This is a genomic window from Micromonospora sp. WMMD1219 (assembly GCF_049315215.1).
GTDB lineage: Bacteria > Actinomycetota > Actinomycetes > Mycobacteriales > Micromonosporaceae > Micromonospora > Micromonospora tulbaghiae.
Map to the genome: position 1 here is coordinate 5393884 of NZ_CP186057.1, position 16334 is coordinate 5410217.

Here is a 16334-nt window from a genome sequence, read left to right on the forward strand (position 1 = left end):
TTATGGGGTCTTGGGGGTCAGGAGGTAGTCGCCGTCTTCGGGGCTCCAGCGCAGCTCCACCGCGCCGTCGGTCGCGGCGGCCTTGCAGAACTGGAGGAAGCTGCGGTAGCCGAGCTTCTTCTCGCTGAAGTCGGGCCGGGCGCGCCGGAGCTGGTCCTTCAGGCCGGACAACGCCACCGCGCCGCCGTCCGCGGCGAGGTCCACCACCACGGAGCGGAGCAGCCCGAACGCGACCTCCCGGTCGCCCTGCTCGGGAAGCGACACCTCCGGGTCGCCCTTGGCGGGCCCGGCGGCCAACTCGACCACGTTGTGGGCCGCGAGGTGGCGCAGCAGTTCCCCGAAGGTACGGAAGCCGTAGTCGGACTCGCTGAACGTGGGGTCCTTGCGCAGCAGCGCGCGCTTGAGCGCGGAGGCGGTCACGTCGCCGCTGGAGCTGCCCTGCATGCCGGCGACTGTCTGCACGAGCTGCACGGCGAGCGTGTCGACGTCCCGCGCCGACTCCTCCTCGGCCGCGGTCTCCACCGCCGGCTCGGGCGCCGGCTCCACCGGTGAGGGACGGGCCGGGCGCGCCCGGCGGGCGGCCGGTGGCGGTACGTCGACACCTTCGAGGCGGTCGTAGTAGAGGAACTCGTCGCAGGCCGGCGGCAGCAGCGCGGAGGTGGACTTCTCCACCCCGACGCCGATCACCCGCTTGTTGAGTTCGCGCAGCTTGTGCACCAGCGGGGTGAAGTCGCTGTCCCCGGTGCAGATCACGAACGTGGAGATGTAGCCGCGCTCGAACGCCAGCTCGACCGCGTCCACCGCCATCTTGATGTCGGCCGCGTTCTTGCGCGAGGCGCCCATCCGCTGCGGTATCTCGATCAGCTCGACGTGTGAGCGGGTGAGCATCCGCCGGTCCTCGTCGAAGTACGACCAGTCCGCGTACGCCCGGCGCACCACCACGCGTCCCCGCTCGGCGAGCGCGTCGGCGATCGGCCGGAAGTCGAACGGCCGGCCGCCGTGATGGTCGCGTACGCCCAGGGCCAGGTTCTCGTAGTCGAGGAACAGCGCAATCCGGTCTTCGTGATCCACACCGGCAGCCTAGCCCGGCCGGGGCGCCGGGCCGGTCAGCGCCGCTCGTCGCGGTAGACGGTCTCGCGGCGGGCCACGCGCTGGATCGCGTAGCTGGCCACCAGCAGCAACAGCGCCAGCACCACCTCGACGCCGGCGACGGTGCCGGTGGCGACGGTGAGACCGAGCAGCAGCAGGATCAGCCCGACGACGGCGAGCAGGCCCGCCAGCAGCAGCCGGTTCCGCCGTCGCGCCGACCGCTGCGCGTCGTCTGCGCTCACGCTGGCCCGCCTTCCTCCGGTTCCGTCTCCGATCCTAGGCGCAGGCCGTCGCCGGGGTGGCGGATCAAGAAGCCGGGGCCGGACGCACACGCGTCCGGCCCCGGGTCACGGCGGCGGTCAGTGGATCGGGACCGGCACCTGACGCTTGTCGTCGCCCGCGTCGCCGTCGAGCAGGTGCGACGGTTCCCGGCGGCGGGGCAGGAACGCCGCGGGGATGAAGGTCAGCAGCACCAGACCGAAGGCCACCCAGAACGTGGTGGAGAAGGAGTTCGCCGCGAAGTCGAGCCCGCGCTCGATCAGCGACGGCGGCACCGGGAACTGCTGGATCAGCTCGGGCTGCTGCTGCGAGGCGATGGCGAGCTGGGCCTCGGTCAGCGGCGCGCCGGTGGCCGGGTCGGTGACGCCGGGGATCGGCCGCGAGCCGTTCAGCTCGCTGGTGAGGATGACCGACATGACCGCGGCGCCCACCGAACCGCCGATCTGCTGGAGGATGTTGACGAGCGTGGACCCGCGCGCCACCTCCGCCGCGCTGAGCGTCTTCAGCGCCGAGGTCATGATCGGCATCATCGTGCCGCCCATGCCGAGGCCCATCACGAACAGCGAGCCGCAGAGCAGCCAGTACGACGTGTCGGTGCCGAGCTGGGTGAAGGTGAAGAACCCGGCCGCGATGAGCACCAGCGCGAACGGCACCGTCCGGCCGACCGGCACGCGGTCGGCGAGCATGCCGGCGATCGGCATGGTCAGCATCGCGCCGATGCCCTGCGGCGCGATCAGCAGGCCCGCGGTCAGGGTGGATTCGCCGCGCACCTGGAGGAAGTAGCTCGGGAACAGCAGGCCCGCGCCCATGAACGCGATGATGAACACGAACATGGTCACGGTGGCGATGGTCAGGTTGCGGTTGCGGAACAGCCGCAGGTCCAGCAGCGGGTGCCGGGGCCGGAACGAGTAGAGCACGAAGGCGACCACGAGCGCGCCGCCGACGAGCATCGGCAGCCACACCTTGGTGTCGGCGACGGTGCCGGTCTCCGGCAGCGTGGAGATGCCGTAGAGGAACAGCGCGAGACCCGGCGAGAGCATGAGCATGCCGAGGAAGTCGAACGACTCGGACGGCTCGGCGTTGTCCTTGGGCAGCGCCAGCTGGGCGTAGACCAGGGCGACCACGCCGATCGGCAGGTTGATCAGGAAGATCCAGTGCCAGCTCGCGACGTCGATCAGCCAGCCGCCGAGGATCGGGCCGGTGATCGGGCCGAGCAGCATCGGGATGCCGAGCACGGCCATCAGGCGGCCGATGCGGTGCGGGCCGGCGGCCCGGGTCATGATCGTCATGCCGAGCGGCATGAGCATGCCGCCGCCGAGGCCCTGGATGACCCGCCAGGCGATCAGCTCGCCGATCGAGTCGGCCGTGGCGCACAGCCCGGAGCCGATGGTGAACAGCGCCAACGCCACCATGTAGAGGCGTTTCGTGCCGAACCGGTCGGCGGCCCAGCCGCTGAGCGGAATGACCGTGGCGAGCGCGAGCGTGTAGCCGGTCATGGTCCACGCGACGCGGGCGTACGTGGCGTCGAACTCGCTCTGGAACGTCGGCAGCGCCACGCTGACGACTGTCACGTCGAGGATCGACATGATCGCACCGAGCACGACGACGCCGGCCACCTTGAGTACGGCGGCGTCGAGTTTCGTCGACGTCGCTACGGGTTGCTGGGTCACTGACGGTCTCCTGGATCCGGTCCGGCACTGGGAGGCGGTGGCGGCGCCGCGCGCCGTCTGCGGAGCGCGGGCGGAACGCGCGGCGGGGCGGCGTCCGGGCGACAGCGTAGCCATGACCTGGGACGAGACGCGGCCGGTTTTGCCGACGGGAGAGCCACGGCGGCACGGCAGCGGGCCCCGCACCCGGCTCGCAAGCGGTCCGGCGGCTCGCGGAAAGGGCTGGTGCGCGCCGATTCGCCAGCCTTGTCGGGGCGTGGTCGGCGGGCGCGACCGTGACGAAGGTCATGCCCCACACCGCCGCCTCGCGGGGCCGGCCGCTCAGCCCAGGCCGGCCATCAGGTCGATCTCGGCGGTACGCGAACGGTCGATGCGGTGGGCGAGGTCGCGTACCCGCTCGCTCGTTCCGGCGGCGACCTGGGCGCGGGCCAGGTCGGCCGCGGTGCGCTGGTGCCGGCTGAGCACGTCGAGCAGCACCCGGTCGGCGTCGGCGGGCGCGGCGGCGCGCAGCCGGGCCAGTCCGGCGGCGGCGTCGCTGTGCCCGGAGTGGTCGTGCCGGGCGGCCGCGGCGGCGGCCGACGGGCCGGCGTCGCGCAGCCATCCGCGCATGGTGGCCAGTTCGTCGGTCTCGGTGGCCCGGACGGCGGCGATCAGCGTACGGATCCGCGGGTCGGTGGCGCGGTCGAGCCCGAGCGCGACGATCTCCAGCGTCTGCTCGGTGTGCGCCACCATCATGGCCAGGAACAACGCGTCGATCCCGCTGGTCGTGGCGTCCGCGCCGGACGGGACCGCGGCCGTGGCGGACGGGACCGGCGAGGGCGGATCGGCGGCCGGCGGCCCGCCGCACCCGGTCAGGGCCAGCACCAGGGCGAGCACCACCGCGACCGGCCGGGCGGCGGCGGACGCGCGGCGGAGCCGGGGACCGGCCTGCTCCGCCGCGCGGGTACGCCGGCTCAGATCTGCTGCCACAGCGCCGGTACGTTCGGCGGCTCCCAGCCGGCGATCGCGGTGTGCGCCTGGCGGCAGCGGTAGCTGCGGCCGTCGTAGGTGACCGTGTCACCGACCTGGTACGCCCGCCCGGCGGTCCAGGTGCCGCCCGGCGCCGGGGTGCTGGTCCGGGTCGGCGTGGGCGAGGGCGCGGGCGTGGTGGGCGCCGCCGTCGGGGTGGGCGACGGGGTCGGGTTGCCGCCTCCGCCGCCGATCTGGAGGTCGACGCAGGAGTAGAACGCGTTGGCGGTGTCGGAGATGTTCCAGATGGCGAGCAGCTTCTGCCGGCCGGAGAAGCCGCCGAGGTTGACGGTGTGCGACACGGTCGCGCCGGGCTGACGGCCGCCGCCGTCGACCACGGCGACCCGGGTGCCGCCGATCCAGTACTCCCAGTTGGCGGTGGCGTGCCGGGCGGTGTTGACCCAGGTGAACGTGACGGTGCTGCCGACCGAGGTGGCCGGCCAGTTGCGGCTGTCGTCGTTGAGCACCGCGAACTGGGCGATGCCGGCGTGGCAGCTCCGCAGGCCCTTGGGGCCTTCGACGCTCTGCGGCTCGTACTTGATCTGCCCGCAGTCGGGCACCCGGTTCTGCGCGCAGAGCGCCTGGCGGCTGGGCGGCGAGGAGACGTAGCCGTGGGCCTGCGCGGGCGCGGCGAGCGCCAGCGTGCCGGTGACCGCACCGGCGGTGAGCAGCGGGAGGGTGATTCTTCGGCGCATGGTGGCAACTCCTTCGGGGGGATCGGAAGGTGCCACGAACATAAATTAAACATTCTTAACAGTAAAGACTCCTGTCTATAAATTAAGCCCTGCACGCCGAGCTCCGGGCGTATGATTCTGATCGATGGCTCGCCGCGCGGAGCCGATCGTCGTTCGTGGGCATCCCGCCGCCGTCAGGGCGCCGGGAGGACGACGCAGAACCGGGCATCTCCCGTCGTCCCACTCCCCCCGAAGGACATCCCCGGATGAGAAGACCCACTGCGTTCGCGGCCGGCCTGCTGCTGCTCGCCACCGCGCTCGGCACCGCCGGCGGGCCGGTCGCCGCCGCCGACCCCACGGACCCGGTCACCGTCACCGTGAACACCAGAGCCGGGCTGGCCACCGTCCCGGCCACCGCGCTCGGCGTCAACCACGCCATCTGGGACGCGCAGCTCGGCACCGCCGAGACGTCCGACCTGCTCAAGACCGCGGGCGTGAAGATGCTGCGCTACCCCGGCGGCTCGTACGCCGACATCTACCACTGGGAGACGCACACCGCGCCCGGCGGCTACGTCGCGCCGAACACCGACTTCGACACGTTCATGGCCGGCGCCCGCCGCGTCGGCGCCGAGCCGATGATCATCGCGAACTACGGCACCGGCACGCCCGCCGAGGCGGCGGCCTGGGTCCGCTACGCCAACGTCACCAAGGGCTACGGCGCCAAGTGGTGGACGGTCGGCAACGAGAACTACGGCAACGGCCACTACGGCTCCGCCTGGGAGGCCGACGACCACCCGGACAAGAGCGCGAGCCAGTACGCGCGGCTGGTGATCGAGTACGCCGACGCGATGAAGGCGGTGGACCCGAGCATCAAGGTCGGCGCGGTGCTCACCATGCCCGGCAACTGGCCGGACGGCATCACCGCCGGCTCCGACCCGGGTCCGTGGAACCAGACGGTGCTCTCCCTGGCCGGTCCGAAGATCGACTTCGTGGACGTGCACTGGTACCCGGGCGGCAGCGCGGCCGACTCGCTGGCCCGCACCAACCACCTGCCGGACGCGGCCTGGCTGCTGCGCCAGCAGATCGCCCGGTACGCCGGCCCCGGCGCGGACCGGATCGGGATCAGCTTCACCGAGCTGAACGTGGACGCCGGCCGTACCACAGCACCGGGCGCGCTGTTCCTCGCCGACGCCTACAGCGGCCTGCTGGAGCAGGGCGTGTTCACGGTGCAGTGGTGGAACGTGCACAACGGCATCGGCACCGTCTCCGAGGTGGCCGGGCAGACCGACTACGGCGACTTCGGGCTGCTGTCCAGCGGCAACTGCACCAGCGACGGCGAGGTGTGCCAGCCGGCGTTCAACACCCCGTTCGCGCCGTACCACGCGTTGTCCATGATGAACCTGTTCGCCCGCCCCGGTGACCAGCTCGTCCGCGCCGGGACGGACGAGCCGCTGGTCGCCGCGCACGCGGTCCGCAGGCCGGACGGCAGCGTCGCGGTCCTGCTGCTCAACAAGGACCCGGACACCGCCCACCCGGTGGCGCTCGACTACGCCGGGTTCACCCCGGCCGACGAGGCGCCGACAGTGCACACGTTCGCCAACGGCGCGACCGGGATCAGCACCGCCCGCTCGGGCGACGCGACCGCGCGGACGCTGCCGCCGTACTCGCTGACCACGCTCGTGCTGCGACCGGCCGGCAGCTCGGCCGGGCGGCCCGGCGCCCCCGGCCGGCCGGCGGCGAGCGCGGTGACCGACCGCGCGGCGACCATCTCCTGGCCGGCGGCCACGCCCGGTGCCGCGCCGATCGCCAAGTACGAGGTGCACCGCCAGCACGGCGCGGTGAGCGAGCAGCTCGGCGAGACCGCCGGCACGTCGCTCACAGTCGGCAACCTCGAACCGGGCGCCCGCTACACGGTCAACGTGCTCGCCCGGGACACCGCCGGGCGGGTCTCGTGGTCGTCCCCGCCGTTGACGTTCGCCACCGGCAGCCCGGCCGAGAGTTCCTGCGCGGTGCGGTTCGACGCCGACAACGACTGGGGCAACGGGTACGTGGCGAACGTCGAGGTGATCAACACGGGCGCGAAGGCCGTCGACGGCTGGACGCTCACCTGGACCTGGCCGACGGCCTGGCAGCAGGTGAGCAGCGGGTGGAGCGCCACCTGGAACCAGCAGGGCCGCGACGTGCGGGTGACACCCACCGACGACAACCGGCGGCTCGCCGCCGGCGGCGGGAGCACGACAGTGGGCTTCGTCGGCGCGTACAGCGGGCCGAACGTGCCGCCGGGCGCGTTCCGCCTCAACGGCACTGTCTGCACGCTGCGCTGAGCGGCGGTCAGCCCCGGCCGGGTGGCCGCAGCCGCACGTCGGCCGCCGCCGGGACCTTCGGGTTCCGGCGGTGGCCGGCCCGGCGCGGCGCCGGCACCACGTGCGGGCGCACCGGTCCGGCCGGCGAGACCGGCACGGGCGGGTCCGGCACGGGCCGCGGCAGCACGGCCAGGATCGCCACGAGCAGCGCCACCGCGACGGCGCCGTCGAGCCAGTAGTGGTTGCCGGTGACCACCACCACGAGCGCGGTCACCAGTGGATGGAGCAGCCAGAGCCAGCGCAGCCGTCCGGCGGTGACCGCCGTCAGGGCCAGCGCGATCGCCAGCGCCCAGCCCACGTGCAGCGACGGCATGGCCGCGTACTGGTTGCTGAGCTGGTCGGTGTCGGGCGGTCCGTAGACGCTCGGGCCGAACCGGGTGCCGGTGTCGACCAGCCCGGTGAGCTCGGTCAGCCGCGGCGGCGCGAGCGGGACGCACACGTGCAGCACGAGCGCCACCGCGGTCAGCGCCGCCAGGGCCCGCCGCAGCCGCACGTAGTGGGCCGGGCGGCGCAGCCAGAGCCAGACCAGGCAGAGCACGGTGGCCGGGAAGTGCACGTAGGCGTAGTAGGAGTTGGCCAGCCGCACCAGCAGTTCGTGCGACAGCAGCGGCCCCTGCACGAGCGTCTCGTCGGGCAGGCGCAGCAGCCGCTCCAGCCGCCAGACCCACTCGCCGTTGGCCAGTGCCACGTCGGCGTGCCCGGCGACCACCTGCCGGCCCGCCTTGTAGGCCAGGAAGAGCACGGCGACGAGCGCCAGCTCGCGCGCGGCCCGCTGCCATGTGGCGAGGCGGGCGGGCGCGGTCCGCGTGGCGTCCACGGCTCCTCCTTCGGTTCGTCCCCGCATGGACCAGGGCCGCCGCCGGGGTCGGCGACGGCCCTGGGAGTACGGGCTCAGCGGCGGGCGCGTTCCTCCCGGCCGGCCGAGTCCACGCTCACCTCGTCGAAGGCGGGCGCGCCGTCGACGGCGTCCGCCCCCACCGCCACCGAACGGCCGGTGTCCGGCAGGTCGAGGCTGGAACGCAGGGTGACCGGGCGCAGCAGCAGCGCCGCAACGATACCCACCACCGCGATGGCGGCCGAGATCAGGAAGATGTGCCCCGTTGCGTCCCCGTACGCGGCCCGCACGATCTGCCGGACCGGCTCGGGGAGCGCGTCGAGGTTGAGCGTGCTGCCGCCGCCTCCGCCGGAGGTGGGGATGCCGGCCGCGGCGAGGTCGTGTGTGATCCGGTCGGTGACCCGGCGGGCCAGCACCGCGCCGAGCACCGAAACGCCGATGGTGCCGCCGAGCGAGCGGAAGAACGCCACGCTGGCGCTGGCCGCGCCGATGTCCTTGAGCGCGACCGTGTTCTGCACGGCGAGCACCAGGTTCTGCATGGTCATGCCGACGCCGACGCCGACGATGAACATCGCGAGGCCGACGAAGACCAGCGAGGTCTCGTGGTCGATGGTGCCGAGCATGGCGAACCCGATGACCAGCACGACCGACCCGAACACGATGTACGGCTTGATCTTCCCGGTGGCGGTGATCATCCGGCCGGCCACGATCGAGGAGATCAGCACACCGGCCATCATCGGGATGGTGAGCAGGCCGGCCTCGGTCGGGCTGTAGCCGCGGCCGATCTGGAAGTACTGGCCGAGGAAGACCGCGCCGCCGAACATGGCCATGCCGACCGCGAGGCTGCCGAGGATCGCCAGCGCGGTGGTGCGCTCGCGGACGATGTGCAGCGGCACCACCGGCTCGGCGGCCCGCGCCTCCACCCAGACGGCGAGCGCGAGCAGCAGCACCGAGCCGCCGACCATGGCGCCGGTCTGCCAGGAGACCCAGGCGAACGAGTCGTCGACGAACGAGATCCAGATCAGCAGCACGCTGACGCCGGCGGCGATGAGCGTGGCACCCAGGTAGTCGATCTTGACGTTGGCGCGGCGCACGGTGGGCAGGTTCAGGGTGATCTGGAGCAGGAACAGCGCGACGGCCGCGACCGGTACGCCGACGAAAAAGCACCAGCGCCAGCCGAGCCAGGAGGTGTCCACGATCAGGCCGCCCAGCAGCGGGCCGCCGACGGTCGCCAGCGCCATGACGCCACCCAGGTAGCCATTGTAGCGGCCGCGCTCACGCGGCGGGATCATGGCTGCGATGGCGACCTGCACGAGCGCCTGGAGGCCGCCGACGCCGATGCCCTGGAACGCGCGGGCGCCGATGAGCTGCCCGGCGCTCTGCGCGAAGCCGGCCGCGACCGACCCGACCAGGAACACCACGATGGCGATCTGGATCAGCAGCTTCTTGTTGAACAGGTCGGCCAGCTTGCCCCAGATCGGGGTGGTCGCGGTGGCGGTGAGCAGGGTGGCGGTGACCACCCAGGTGTACTGCGTCTGCGAGCCGTTGAGCGCTCCGATGATCTTCGGCAGGGCCGTCGAGACCACGGTGCTGCTCAGCATGGCGACGAAGAGCACCAGCAGCAGGCCGCTGAGCGCCTCCAGCGTCTTCCGCTTGCTCATGGGGGCGGCCTCAGCCGTCGTGGTGGGTGCGCTCATGCGCGCGTCCTCCAGATGTGTCGATACGGGTGGCCGCTTCGTTGCCTCAAGCAATCAACACTAAACCTTGCCCGATAGGCAAGTTTGCCCATTGAGAAATGGGTCACCTACGCTTGGCCCATGGAGGAGTGCACCGGGCTGCGGGAGCGGAAGAAGGCGGCCACCCGCCTGGCGCTGCACGAGGCGGCGCTGTCCCTCGCCGTCGAGCACGGCCCCGACCGGATCACCGTCGAGGCGATCGCCGACGCCGCGAACGTCTCCCGGCGGACGTTCTCCAACTACTTCGGCGGCAAGGAGGAGGCCCTCTTCCACGGCGACACGGTGCGGCTGCGCCGGCTCCTCACGCTGGTCGCGGAACAGCCGGCCGAGCTGTCGCCGTGGGCGGCGCTGACCCGGGCCGCCCTGGCCCAGGCCGAGGACGGCTACGACGACCCGGCCGAGCCGTGGCTCAACCGGCGCCGCCGGCTGCACGGCCACCCGAGCCTGGCCGCGCACCAGGTCGGAGCGTACGCGGCCCTGGAGCGGGAAATGGCTGAGGAGCTGGCCCGCCGGCTGACCGGACCCGACGCGCCGCTGCGGGCGCGGATCGTCGCCGCGGCGTTCCTCGCGTCCCTGCGGATCGCGGCGCACGAGTGGCTGGAGCACCCGGGGCGGTCGCTGCGCGACGTGCTGAGCGACGTACTCGCCCAAGCCGCACCGACTGCCGGCTGAGCGGGCAAGGGCTGCCGCTCCCCCGTCGGAGCGGTGGAATGGCGGGCGAAAGCGACACCCGGCCTGACCTGGCCTGACACACTCGCCCGGTGGGTGGCGACCGGTGGCGCAAAGGGCTCGGGCCGGCGACCGGCGTCGCCCCCGCCACCCGGGTCGACCGGTTCGAGATCTTCTTCGACCTCGTCTTCGTGGTGTCCTTCTTCATCATCACGCGCGCCACCGCCGCGAACGTGACCCCGCGGGAACTGCTGCACGCGCTGCTGGTGCTCGCCGTGCTCTGGTGGTGCTGGGTGGTGCACAGCGCGGTGGCCGCCCGGCTGCGCCTCGGCGAGGGCTTCGTGCCGATCCTCATGGTGGTCGGCATGATCGCGCTGTTCACGTTCGCGCTCGCGCTGCCGCAGACGTTCGGCGACCTGGGCAAGGGCAGCGCAGGGCCGATCCTGGTCACGATCAGCTACGTGGTGATCCGGTTCGTGCACACCACCCTGTACTGGTACGCCACGCGCGACGACCCGCCGGCCCGGCGCAAGCTGCGGCTGTTCCTGCCGGAGGCGCTGGTCACCGCCACCCTGCTGCTGGTGGCGGCGCTGCTGCCGCCGCGCGTACCGCCGGAGGTCGGCCCGTGGCTGCGCGACGGGCTGTGGATCGCGGTGGTGGCCATCCAGTACAGCAGCGGCCTGCTGGCCGGCACCGACGGCTGGAAGATCACCTCGGCCGAGCACTGGACCGAGCGGTACGACCTGATCCTGATCATCGCGCTCGGCGAGTCGGTCATCTCGGTCGGCGTCGGCGGCAACCTGCTCGGTCAGGCCGTGACCTGGCCGGCGATCCCGGCGGCGATCTTCGGCATCCTGTTCACCGCGGCGCTCTGGTGGGCGCACTTCGACATGGTCGGCCCGGCCGCCCGGATCGCGCTGCACGCCGCCCAGGGGCACGCGCGGGTGACGCTGGCCCGCGACGCGTACGCCTACCTCTACCTGCCGATGATCGCCGGGGTGATCCTGTTCGCGATCGGTGCCGAGGAACTGGTCCGGATCGTCACCGATCCGGCGGGCGGCGCGATGGAGCGCGGCCACGGGCCGGCGGTGCCACTGCTCTTCGGTGGCGTGCTCGTCTATCTCGCCGCCAACATGGCGTTCCAGTGGCGCGCGCTGGGGACGCTGTCCTGGACCCGGGTCGGGGCCCTGGCCCTGCTCGCCGCGGCGCTGCCGGTCGGCCGGCACCTGCCGGCGCTCGGCGCGCTGGGACTGCTCACCGCGATCTGCGTGGCCCTGGTGGCGGCCGAGCTGGTGATCTTCGCCGATTCCCGGGTCGCGTTGCGCCGGCTGATGCACGAGGAGAAGGCCAGCGCCGAGGAGAGCGAGGCCGCCTGGCGGACCCGCTGGCACGACGACGGCGACGGTGCCCCCCATCGGCCTTGACACAGGCCCTAGAGTCTCCGCGTGATCGAGATCGTCACCGAGGTCGACCTGTTCCACCCGCCCGCCCGGATCTGGCGGGCGCTCACGGAACGCGCGCTGCTGGCCAAGTGGTTCGCCGACAGCGCGCCCGGGTCCGACCGGTGGATCCTGGCCACCGCCGCGCTGCCCGGCTACGACGGCGACACCGAGGTGGAGACCGTCGAGCTGCGCGCGCCGGACCGGCTGGTCGTCCGCTGCCGGGAGGCCGGCCGGGCCACCCGCCTCGCCTGCGACCTGACCCCCACCGCCCACGGCACCCGGCTGTCCGTCCGCGAGGTGCTCGAGGAGGGCGACTGGGACGCCGACGCCCGCGCCGAGCAGCACGAGCAGGCGGTCACCGGACGGCTGCCGGCGATCCTCGACTGGCTGGCGTTCCAGAACGTCGACCTGCGCCGCGCCGAGGGCGGACTGACTGCCGAACTACCAGTGGTCCGGCTGCTCGGCGACGACCAGCGCCGGCCCGGGCGGCGCCGCGTGCTGCTGGCGGCCGGGGCGGTGACGCTGATCGCCGCCGCGGCCGGGGCGACGGTGTGGGCCACCGCCGGAGAGCCGCCCGCACCGGCCGCGCCGGCGCCCACGACGTCGCTGGTCATGCCGTCCAGCGCCGCGCCCTCCGTCCGGCCCACGACCGCGCGGCCCACACCCAGTGCCAGCCGCCGCAGCGCGTCGCCCTCGCCGACGCCGTCACCCACCCCCAGCCGTACGCCGAGCCCGACGCCCTCGACCGTGGTGGTGGCGCCGCTGAGCGCCACGTACGAGACGGTCACCGACCGGGTCTTCGGCTACCGGGGCGAGGTGGTGCTGCGCAATCCCGGCCCGGCACCGCGTCCGACCTGGACGGTCACGGTGACGCTGCACGACGGCGCCACAGTGGGCAGCGTGAGCGGAGCCGAGGCCACACAGGACGGCCCGGTGGTCACATTCACCGGGAGCGCCTTGCCGGGCGGCGAGTCCGCCACCATCCGCTTCGACGTCCGCGACCCCGACCCCTCACACAACGCCCCCACGGCCTGCACCACAGAGAACACCCCCTGCACCCCCGCCTGACCACCCCCACCCCGCCTCACCCCGCTGATCATGAAGTTGGACCGCGGATTTGTCCGCATTGAACGCGGTCAACTTCATGATCAACGGGTACGGGCGCGCGCCGGCGCGCGGGTGGGCGGGGTGAGCGCGGGGTGAGCGCGGTCAGTGAGGGCTGGTGCGGTGGGTGCGGAAATGGGTTGTTGAGTGCGTGGGAGCGCTCCCGTACCATCCCTGACGCGGCTGTTAACGCTCACAACACAATCGCCACCGCCAATGCCAGAGCCGCCGCCCCCGCAGGAGGTCAATCCATGTCCAGATCCAGACGAGTCAATGCCATATTGGCGTCGGCCGGTGCCGCGCTGCTCGCGTCGGCGTCGGTCGCCGTGGCGCTGCCCGCCGGGGCCGCCGCCGCGGGCTGCTCGGTCAACTACGCGATCTCGTCGCAGTGGCAGGGCGGCTTCGGCGCCAACGTCACCGTCACGAACCTCGGCGACCCGGTGTCGAGCTGGACGCTGACGTGGTCGTTCGGCGCCGGGCAGACGGTGACCCAGTCGTGGAACACGAGCCTGACCCAGAGCGGAGCGGCGGTCACCGCGCGCAACGTCGACTACAACGGGTCGATCCCGACGAACGGCACCACGTCGTTCGGCTTCAACGGCTCCTGGACCAGCAGCAACCCGGTGCCGACCAGCTTCGCGCTCAACGGGGTGACCTGCACCGGCGGCACCACCACGCCGACCGGCGGCCCGACCGGCGCACCCACCACCGCGCCACCCACCACGGCGCCGCCGACCACCGCACCGCCCACGACGCCGCCGCCGGGCAACACGTGCAGCCTGCCGTCGTCGTACCGGTGGTCGTCGACTGGCGCGTTGGCGCAGCCGCGCTCGGGCTGGGTGTCGCTGAAGGACTTCACAGTGGTGCCCTACAACGGGCAGCACCTGGTGTACGCGACCACGCACGACACCGGGTCGTCGTGGGGGTCGATGAACTTCGGGTTGTTCTCGAACTGGTCGCAGATGGCTTCGGCGTCGCAGAACGCGATGTCGTCGGGGACTGTGGCGCCGACGTTGTTCTACTTCGCGCCGCGCAACATCTGGGTCCTGGCCTACCAGTGGGGCCCGACCGCGTTCTCGTACCGGACCTCGACGAATCCGACGAATCCGAACGGGTGGTCGTCGGCGCAGCCGCTGTTCACCGGCAGCATCTCCGGTTCCGGTACCGGCCCGATCGATCAGACGCTGATCGCCGACGACCAGAACATGTACCTGTTCTTCGCCGGTGACAACGGCAAGATCTACCGCTCCAGCATGCCGCTGAGCAACTTCCCCGGCAGCTTCGGCTCCAACTACACCACCATCATGTCGGACTCGACGAACAACCTGTTCGAAGCCGTGCAGGTCTACAAGCTGCAGGGCCAGACCCGCTACCTCATGATCGTCGAGGCCATCGGCTCCCAGGGCCGCTACTTCCGCTCCTTCACCGCCACCAGCCTCAACGGATCCTGGACCCCGCAGGCCGCCACCGAATCCAACCCGTTCGCCGGCAAGGCCAACAGCGGCGCCACCTGGACCAACGACATCAGCCACGGCGAACTGATCCGCACCACCGCCGACCAGACCTTCACCGTCGACCCCTGCAACCTCCAACTGCTCTACCAGGGCCGCTCCCCCAACTCCGGCGGCGACTACGGCCTCCTGCCCTACCGACCCGGACTGCTCACCCTGCAGCGCTGAGCCGGCCGATCGAGGAGAGAGAGGTCCGATGAGAAGGCACCAGACGACCCGTACCGCGGTGTTGTCGGCCGGCGCGGTCCTGCTGGCGTCGACGGCGATGGCCGCGGCGCTGCCCGCCGGAGCGGCGGCCGCCGGATGCGCGGTCACCTACGCCGTGTCGTCGCAGTGGCAGGGCGGCTTCGGCGCGAACGTCACTGTCACCAACCTCGGTGACCCGGTCAACGGCTGGACGCTCACCTGGTCCTACGCCGCCGGCCAGACGATCACCCAGGCGTGGAACGCCACGGTGACGCAGAGCGGGGCGGCGGTCAGCGCCCGCAACGTCGACTACAACGGGTCCATCCCCACCAACGGCACCACGTCGTTCGGCTTCAACGGGGCCTGGACCAGCAGCAACCCCGCACCGACCAGCTTCGCGCTCAACGGGGTGACCTGCACCGGCGGCACGACGCCGACGTCGTCGCCGACCACGTCGCCGTCCACCTCGCCGACGAGTTCGCCGACCACCTCACCGAGCAGCCCGCCGCCCACCGGGGCGGCGGACATCACCGTCAACACCGCCAGCCGCTACCAGACGATCGACGGGTTCGGCGCCGCGGTGTCGATCTGGGGCGGCGCCTGGTCGACGGCGGAGACGCAGACGCTCGTCGGGCTCGGTCCCAACCAGCTCGGCCTGTCCATCGTGCGTACCGGCATCTCGCCGGTGTCCGGCGAGTGGAGCACCCAGGTCAGCGCGTTGCGGACGGCGAAGTCGTACGGGTCGAACGTGAAGATCATGGCGTCGCCGTGGACCGCCCCGGCGGCCTGGAAGACGAACAACAGCCGGATCAACGGCGGCAAGCTGCGCACCGACTACTACGACGACTACGCCGGCCACCTCAACAGCTACGTCCAGTACATGCGCAACCAGGGCGTGACGATCGACGTCACGTCCGTGCAGAACGAGCCGGACTGGCACCCGGACTACGACTCGATGGACTGGAGCGGCACCGAGCTGCAGACCTTCGTGCGGGAGCAGGGTGCCAAGGTGCAGAACACCAAGCTGATGGTCGCCGAGGCGGTGAACCTGAACTACGGCTACACCGACCCGACGCTCAACGACGCGGCGGCCCGCAACAACATCGGCTACATCGGCGGTCACCTGTACGGCACCGAGGCGTCCGGCCGGCTGAAGCCGTACACGCTGGCGCAGCAGTACAACAAGCCGGTGTGGATGACCGAGTGGAACCTGCACGAGGCCGACGGCGGCGGCTCGAACATCTGGGGCAACCCGGCCAACGCCACGGTCTGGAACGAGACGCTCGACGACATCATGCGCACCGTGCACAAGTCGATGGAGTCGAACTGGAGCGCGTACGTCTGGTGGTACGGCAAGCGCTACTACTCGTTCATCGGTGACGGGGAGTCCGCGTACGGCACCGTGGCGGGCGCGCCGCTCAAGCGGGGGTACGCGTTCTCTCAGTACGCGAAGTACGTGCGGCCCGGCTACCAGCGGGTCGCCCTGACCAAGAGCTCGAAGGCGTCGCCGCTGGAGGTGACTGCCTACTCCGGCGACGGGAAGGTCACGCTGGTGATCCTCAACCGGTCGACCAGCGCGGTGAACAACGCGGTCATCCAGGCGCCGCAGAACGTCAGCCGGGCGGAGTACGTGGCCACGTCGCAGAACGCCAGCGCGGCGAGCCAGCCGGTGGGCGTGAACGGCAACCAGGTGACGGTGAACGTCGGCGCGCGGAGCATCTCCACGGTCGTGCTCACCCTCTGACCGGGGACACGCACGAGGGCGGGGGCG

Annotated in this window: 13 protein-coding genes; 6 read left to right on the forward strand and 7 right to left on the reverse strand. The window is 72.0% G+C overall.

Going from position 1 to position 16334, the window contains the following annotated elements:
* From ACN27C_RS25195 to ACN27C_RS25215, 5 genes are all read right to left on the reverse strand, one after another.
* Positions 1-1071, reverse strand: a complete 1071-nt coding sequence (locus tag ACN27C_RS25195; protein ID WP_120570028.1) for a PIN domain-containing protein — start codon at positions 1069-1071, stop codon at positions 1-3.
* Positions 1072-1106: 35 nt separating this feature from the next.
* Positions 1107-1331: a hypothetical protein gene (locus ACN27C_RS25200; RefSeq protein ID WP_120570029.1), complete on the reverse strand. Its 225-nt coding sequence runs from the start codon at positions 1329-1331 to the stop codon at positions 1107-1109.
* A gap of 117 nt (positions 1332-1448) precedes the next feature.
* Positions 1449-3038 carry a DHA2 family efflux MFS transporter permease subunit gene (locus ACN27C_RS25205; protein ID WP_120570030.1) on the reverse strand — a complete coding sequence of 530 codons (1590 nt, stop codon included), beginning with the start codon at positions 3036-3038 and terminating at the stop codon, positions 1449-1451.
* Between the two features lie 318 nt (positions 3039-3356).
* On the reverse strand, positions 3357-4004 hold the full coding sequence (locus ACN27C_RS25210) for a DUF305 domain-containing protein (RefSeq protein ID WP_393156157.1): 648 nt from the start codon (positions 4002-4004) through the stop codon (positions 3357-3359).
* Positions 3989-4738 carry a lytic polysaccharide monooxygenase gene (locus ACN27C_RS25215; protein ID WP_043324278.1) on the reverse strand — a complete coding sequence of 250 codons (750 nt, stop codon included), beginning with the start codon at positions 4736-4738 and terminating at the stop codon, positions 3989-3991. The genes ACN27C_RS25210 and ACN27C_RS25215 overlap by 16 nt, the downstream gene beginning before the upstream one ends.
* Before the next feature lie 245 nt (positions 4739-4983).
* Between ACN27C_RS25215 and ACN27C_RS25220 the strand changes: the two genes are divergently transcribed.
* Positions 4984-7041: a cellulose binding domain-containing protein gene (locus ACN27C_RS25220; protein ID WP_422748554.1), complete on the forward strand. Its 2058-nt coding sequence runs from the start codon at positions 4984-4986 to the stop codon at positions 7039-7041.
* Positions 7042-7048: 7 nt separating this feature from the next.
* Here ACN27C_RS25220 and ACN27C_RS25225 read toward each other — a convergent pair whose 3' ends face one another.
* Both ACN27C_RS25225 and ACN27C_RS25230 read right to left on the reverse strand, forming a co-directional pair.
* A complete protein-coding gene (locus ACN27C_RS25225) occupies positions 7049-7897 on the reverse strand; it encodes a phosphatase PAP2 family protein (protein ID WP_422748556.1) in 849 nt (282 codons plus the stop codon).
* A 74-nt stretch (positions 7898-7971) separates the two neighbouring features.
* Complete coding sequence (locus ACN27C_RS25230) at positions 7972-9612, reverse strand: MDR family MFS transporter (protein ID WP_422748558.1); 1641 nt, start codon at positions 9610-9612, stop codon at positions 7972-7974.
* Positions 9613-9732: 120 nt separating this feature from the next.
* Here ACN27C_RS25230 and ACN27C_RS25235 point away from each other — a divergent pair, with 120 nt between their 5' ends.
* The 5 genes from ACN27C_RS25235 to ACN27C_RS25255 all read left to right on the forward strand — a co-directional run bounded on the left by ACN27C_RS25235 (position 9733) and on the right by ACN27C_RS25255 (position 16307).
* Complete coding sequence (locus tag ACN27C_RS25235) at positions 9733-10323, forward strand: TetR/AcrR family transcriptional regulator (RefSeq protein ID WP_422748560.1); 591 nt, start codon at positions 9733-9735, stop codon at positions 10321-10323.
* An 89-nt stretch (positions 10324-10412) separates the two neighbouring features.
* Complete coding sequence (locus ACN27C_RS25240) at positions 10413-11744, forward strand: low temperature requirement protein A (protein ID WP_422748562.1); 1332 nt, start codon at positions 10413-10415, stop codon at positions 11742-11744.
* A 21-nt stretch (positions 11745-11765) separates the two neighbouring features.
* On the forward strand, positions 11766-12830 hold the full coding sequence (locus ACN27C_RS25245; protein WP_350816584.1) for an SRPBCC domain-containing protein: 1065 nt from the start codon (positions 11766-11768) through the stop codon (positions 12828-12830).
* Positions 12831-13117: 287 nt separating this feature from the next.
* The gene (locus ACN27C_RS25250) at positions 13118-14545 is read left to right on the forward strand and encodes a non-reducing end alpha-L-arabinofuranosidase family hydrolase (RefSeq protein WP_422748564.1); all 1428 of its coding nucleotides are present in this window, start codon (positions 13118-13120) and stop codon (positions 14543-14545) included.
* A gap of 28 nt (positions 14546-14573) precedes the next feature.
* The gene (locus tag ACN27C_RS25255; RefSeq protein WP_358175967.1) at positions 14574-16307 is read left to right on the forward strand and encodes a cellulose binding domain-containing protein; all 1734 of its coding nucleotides are present in this window, start codon (positions 14574-14576) and stop codon (positions 16305-16307) included.
* Positions 16308-16334: the final 27 nt, after the last annotated feature.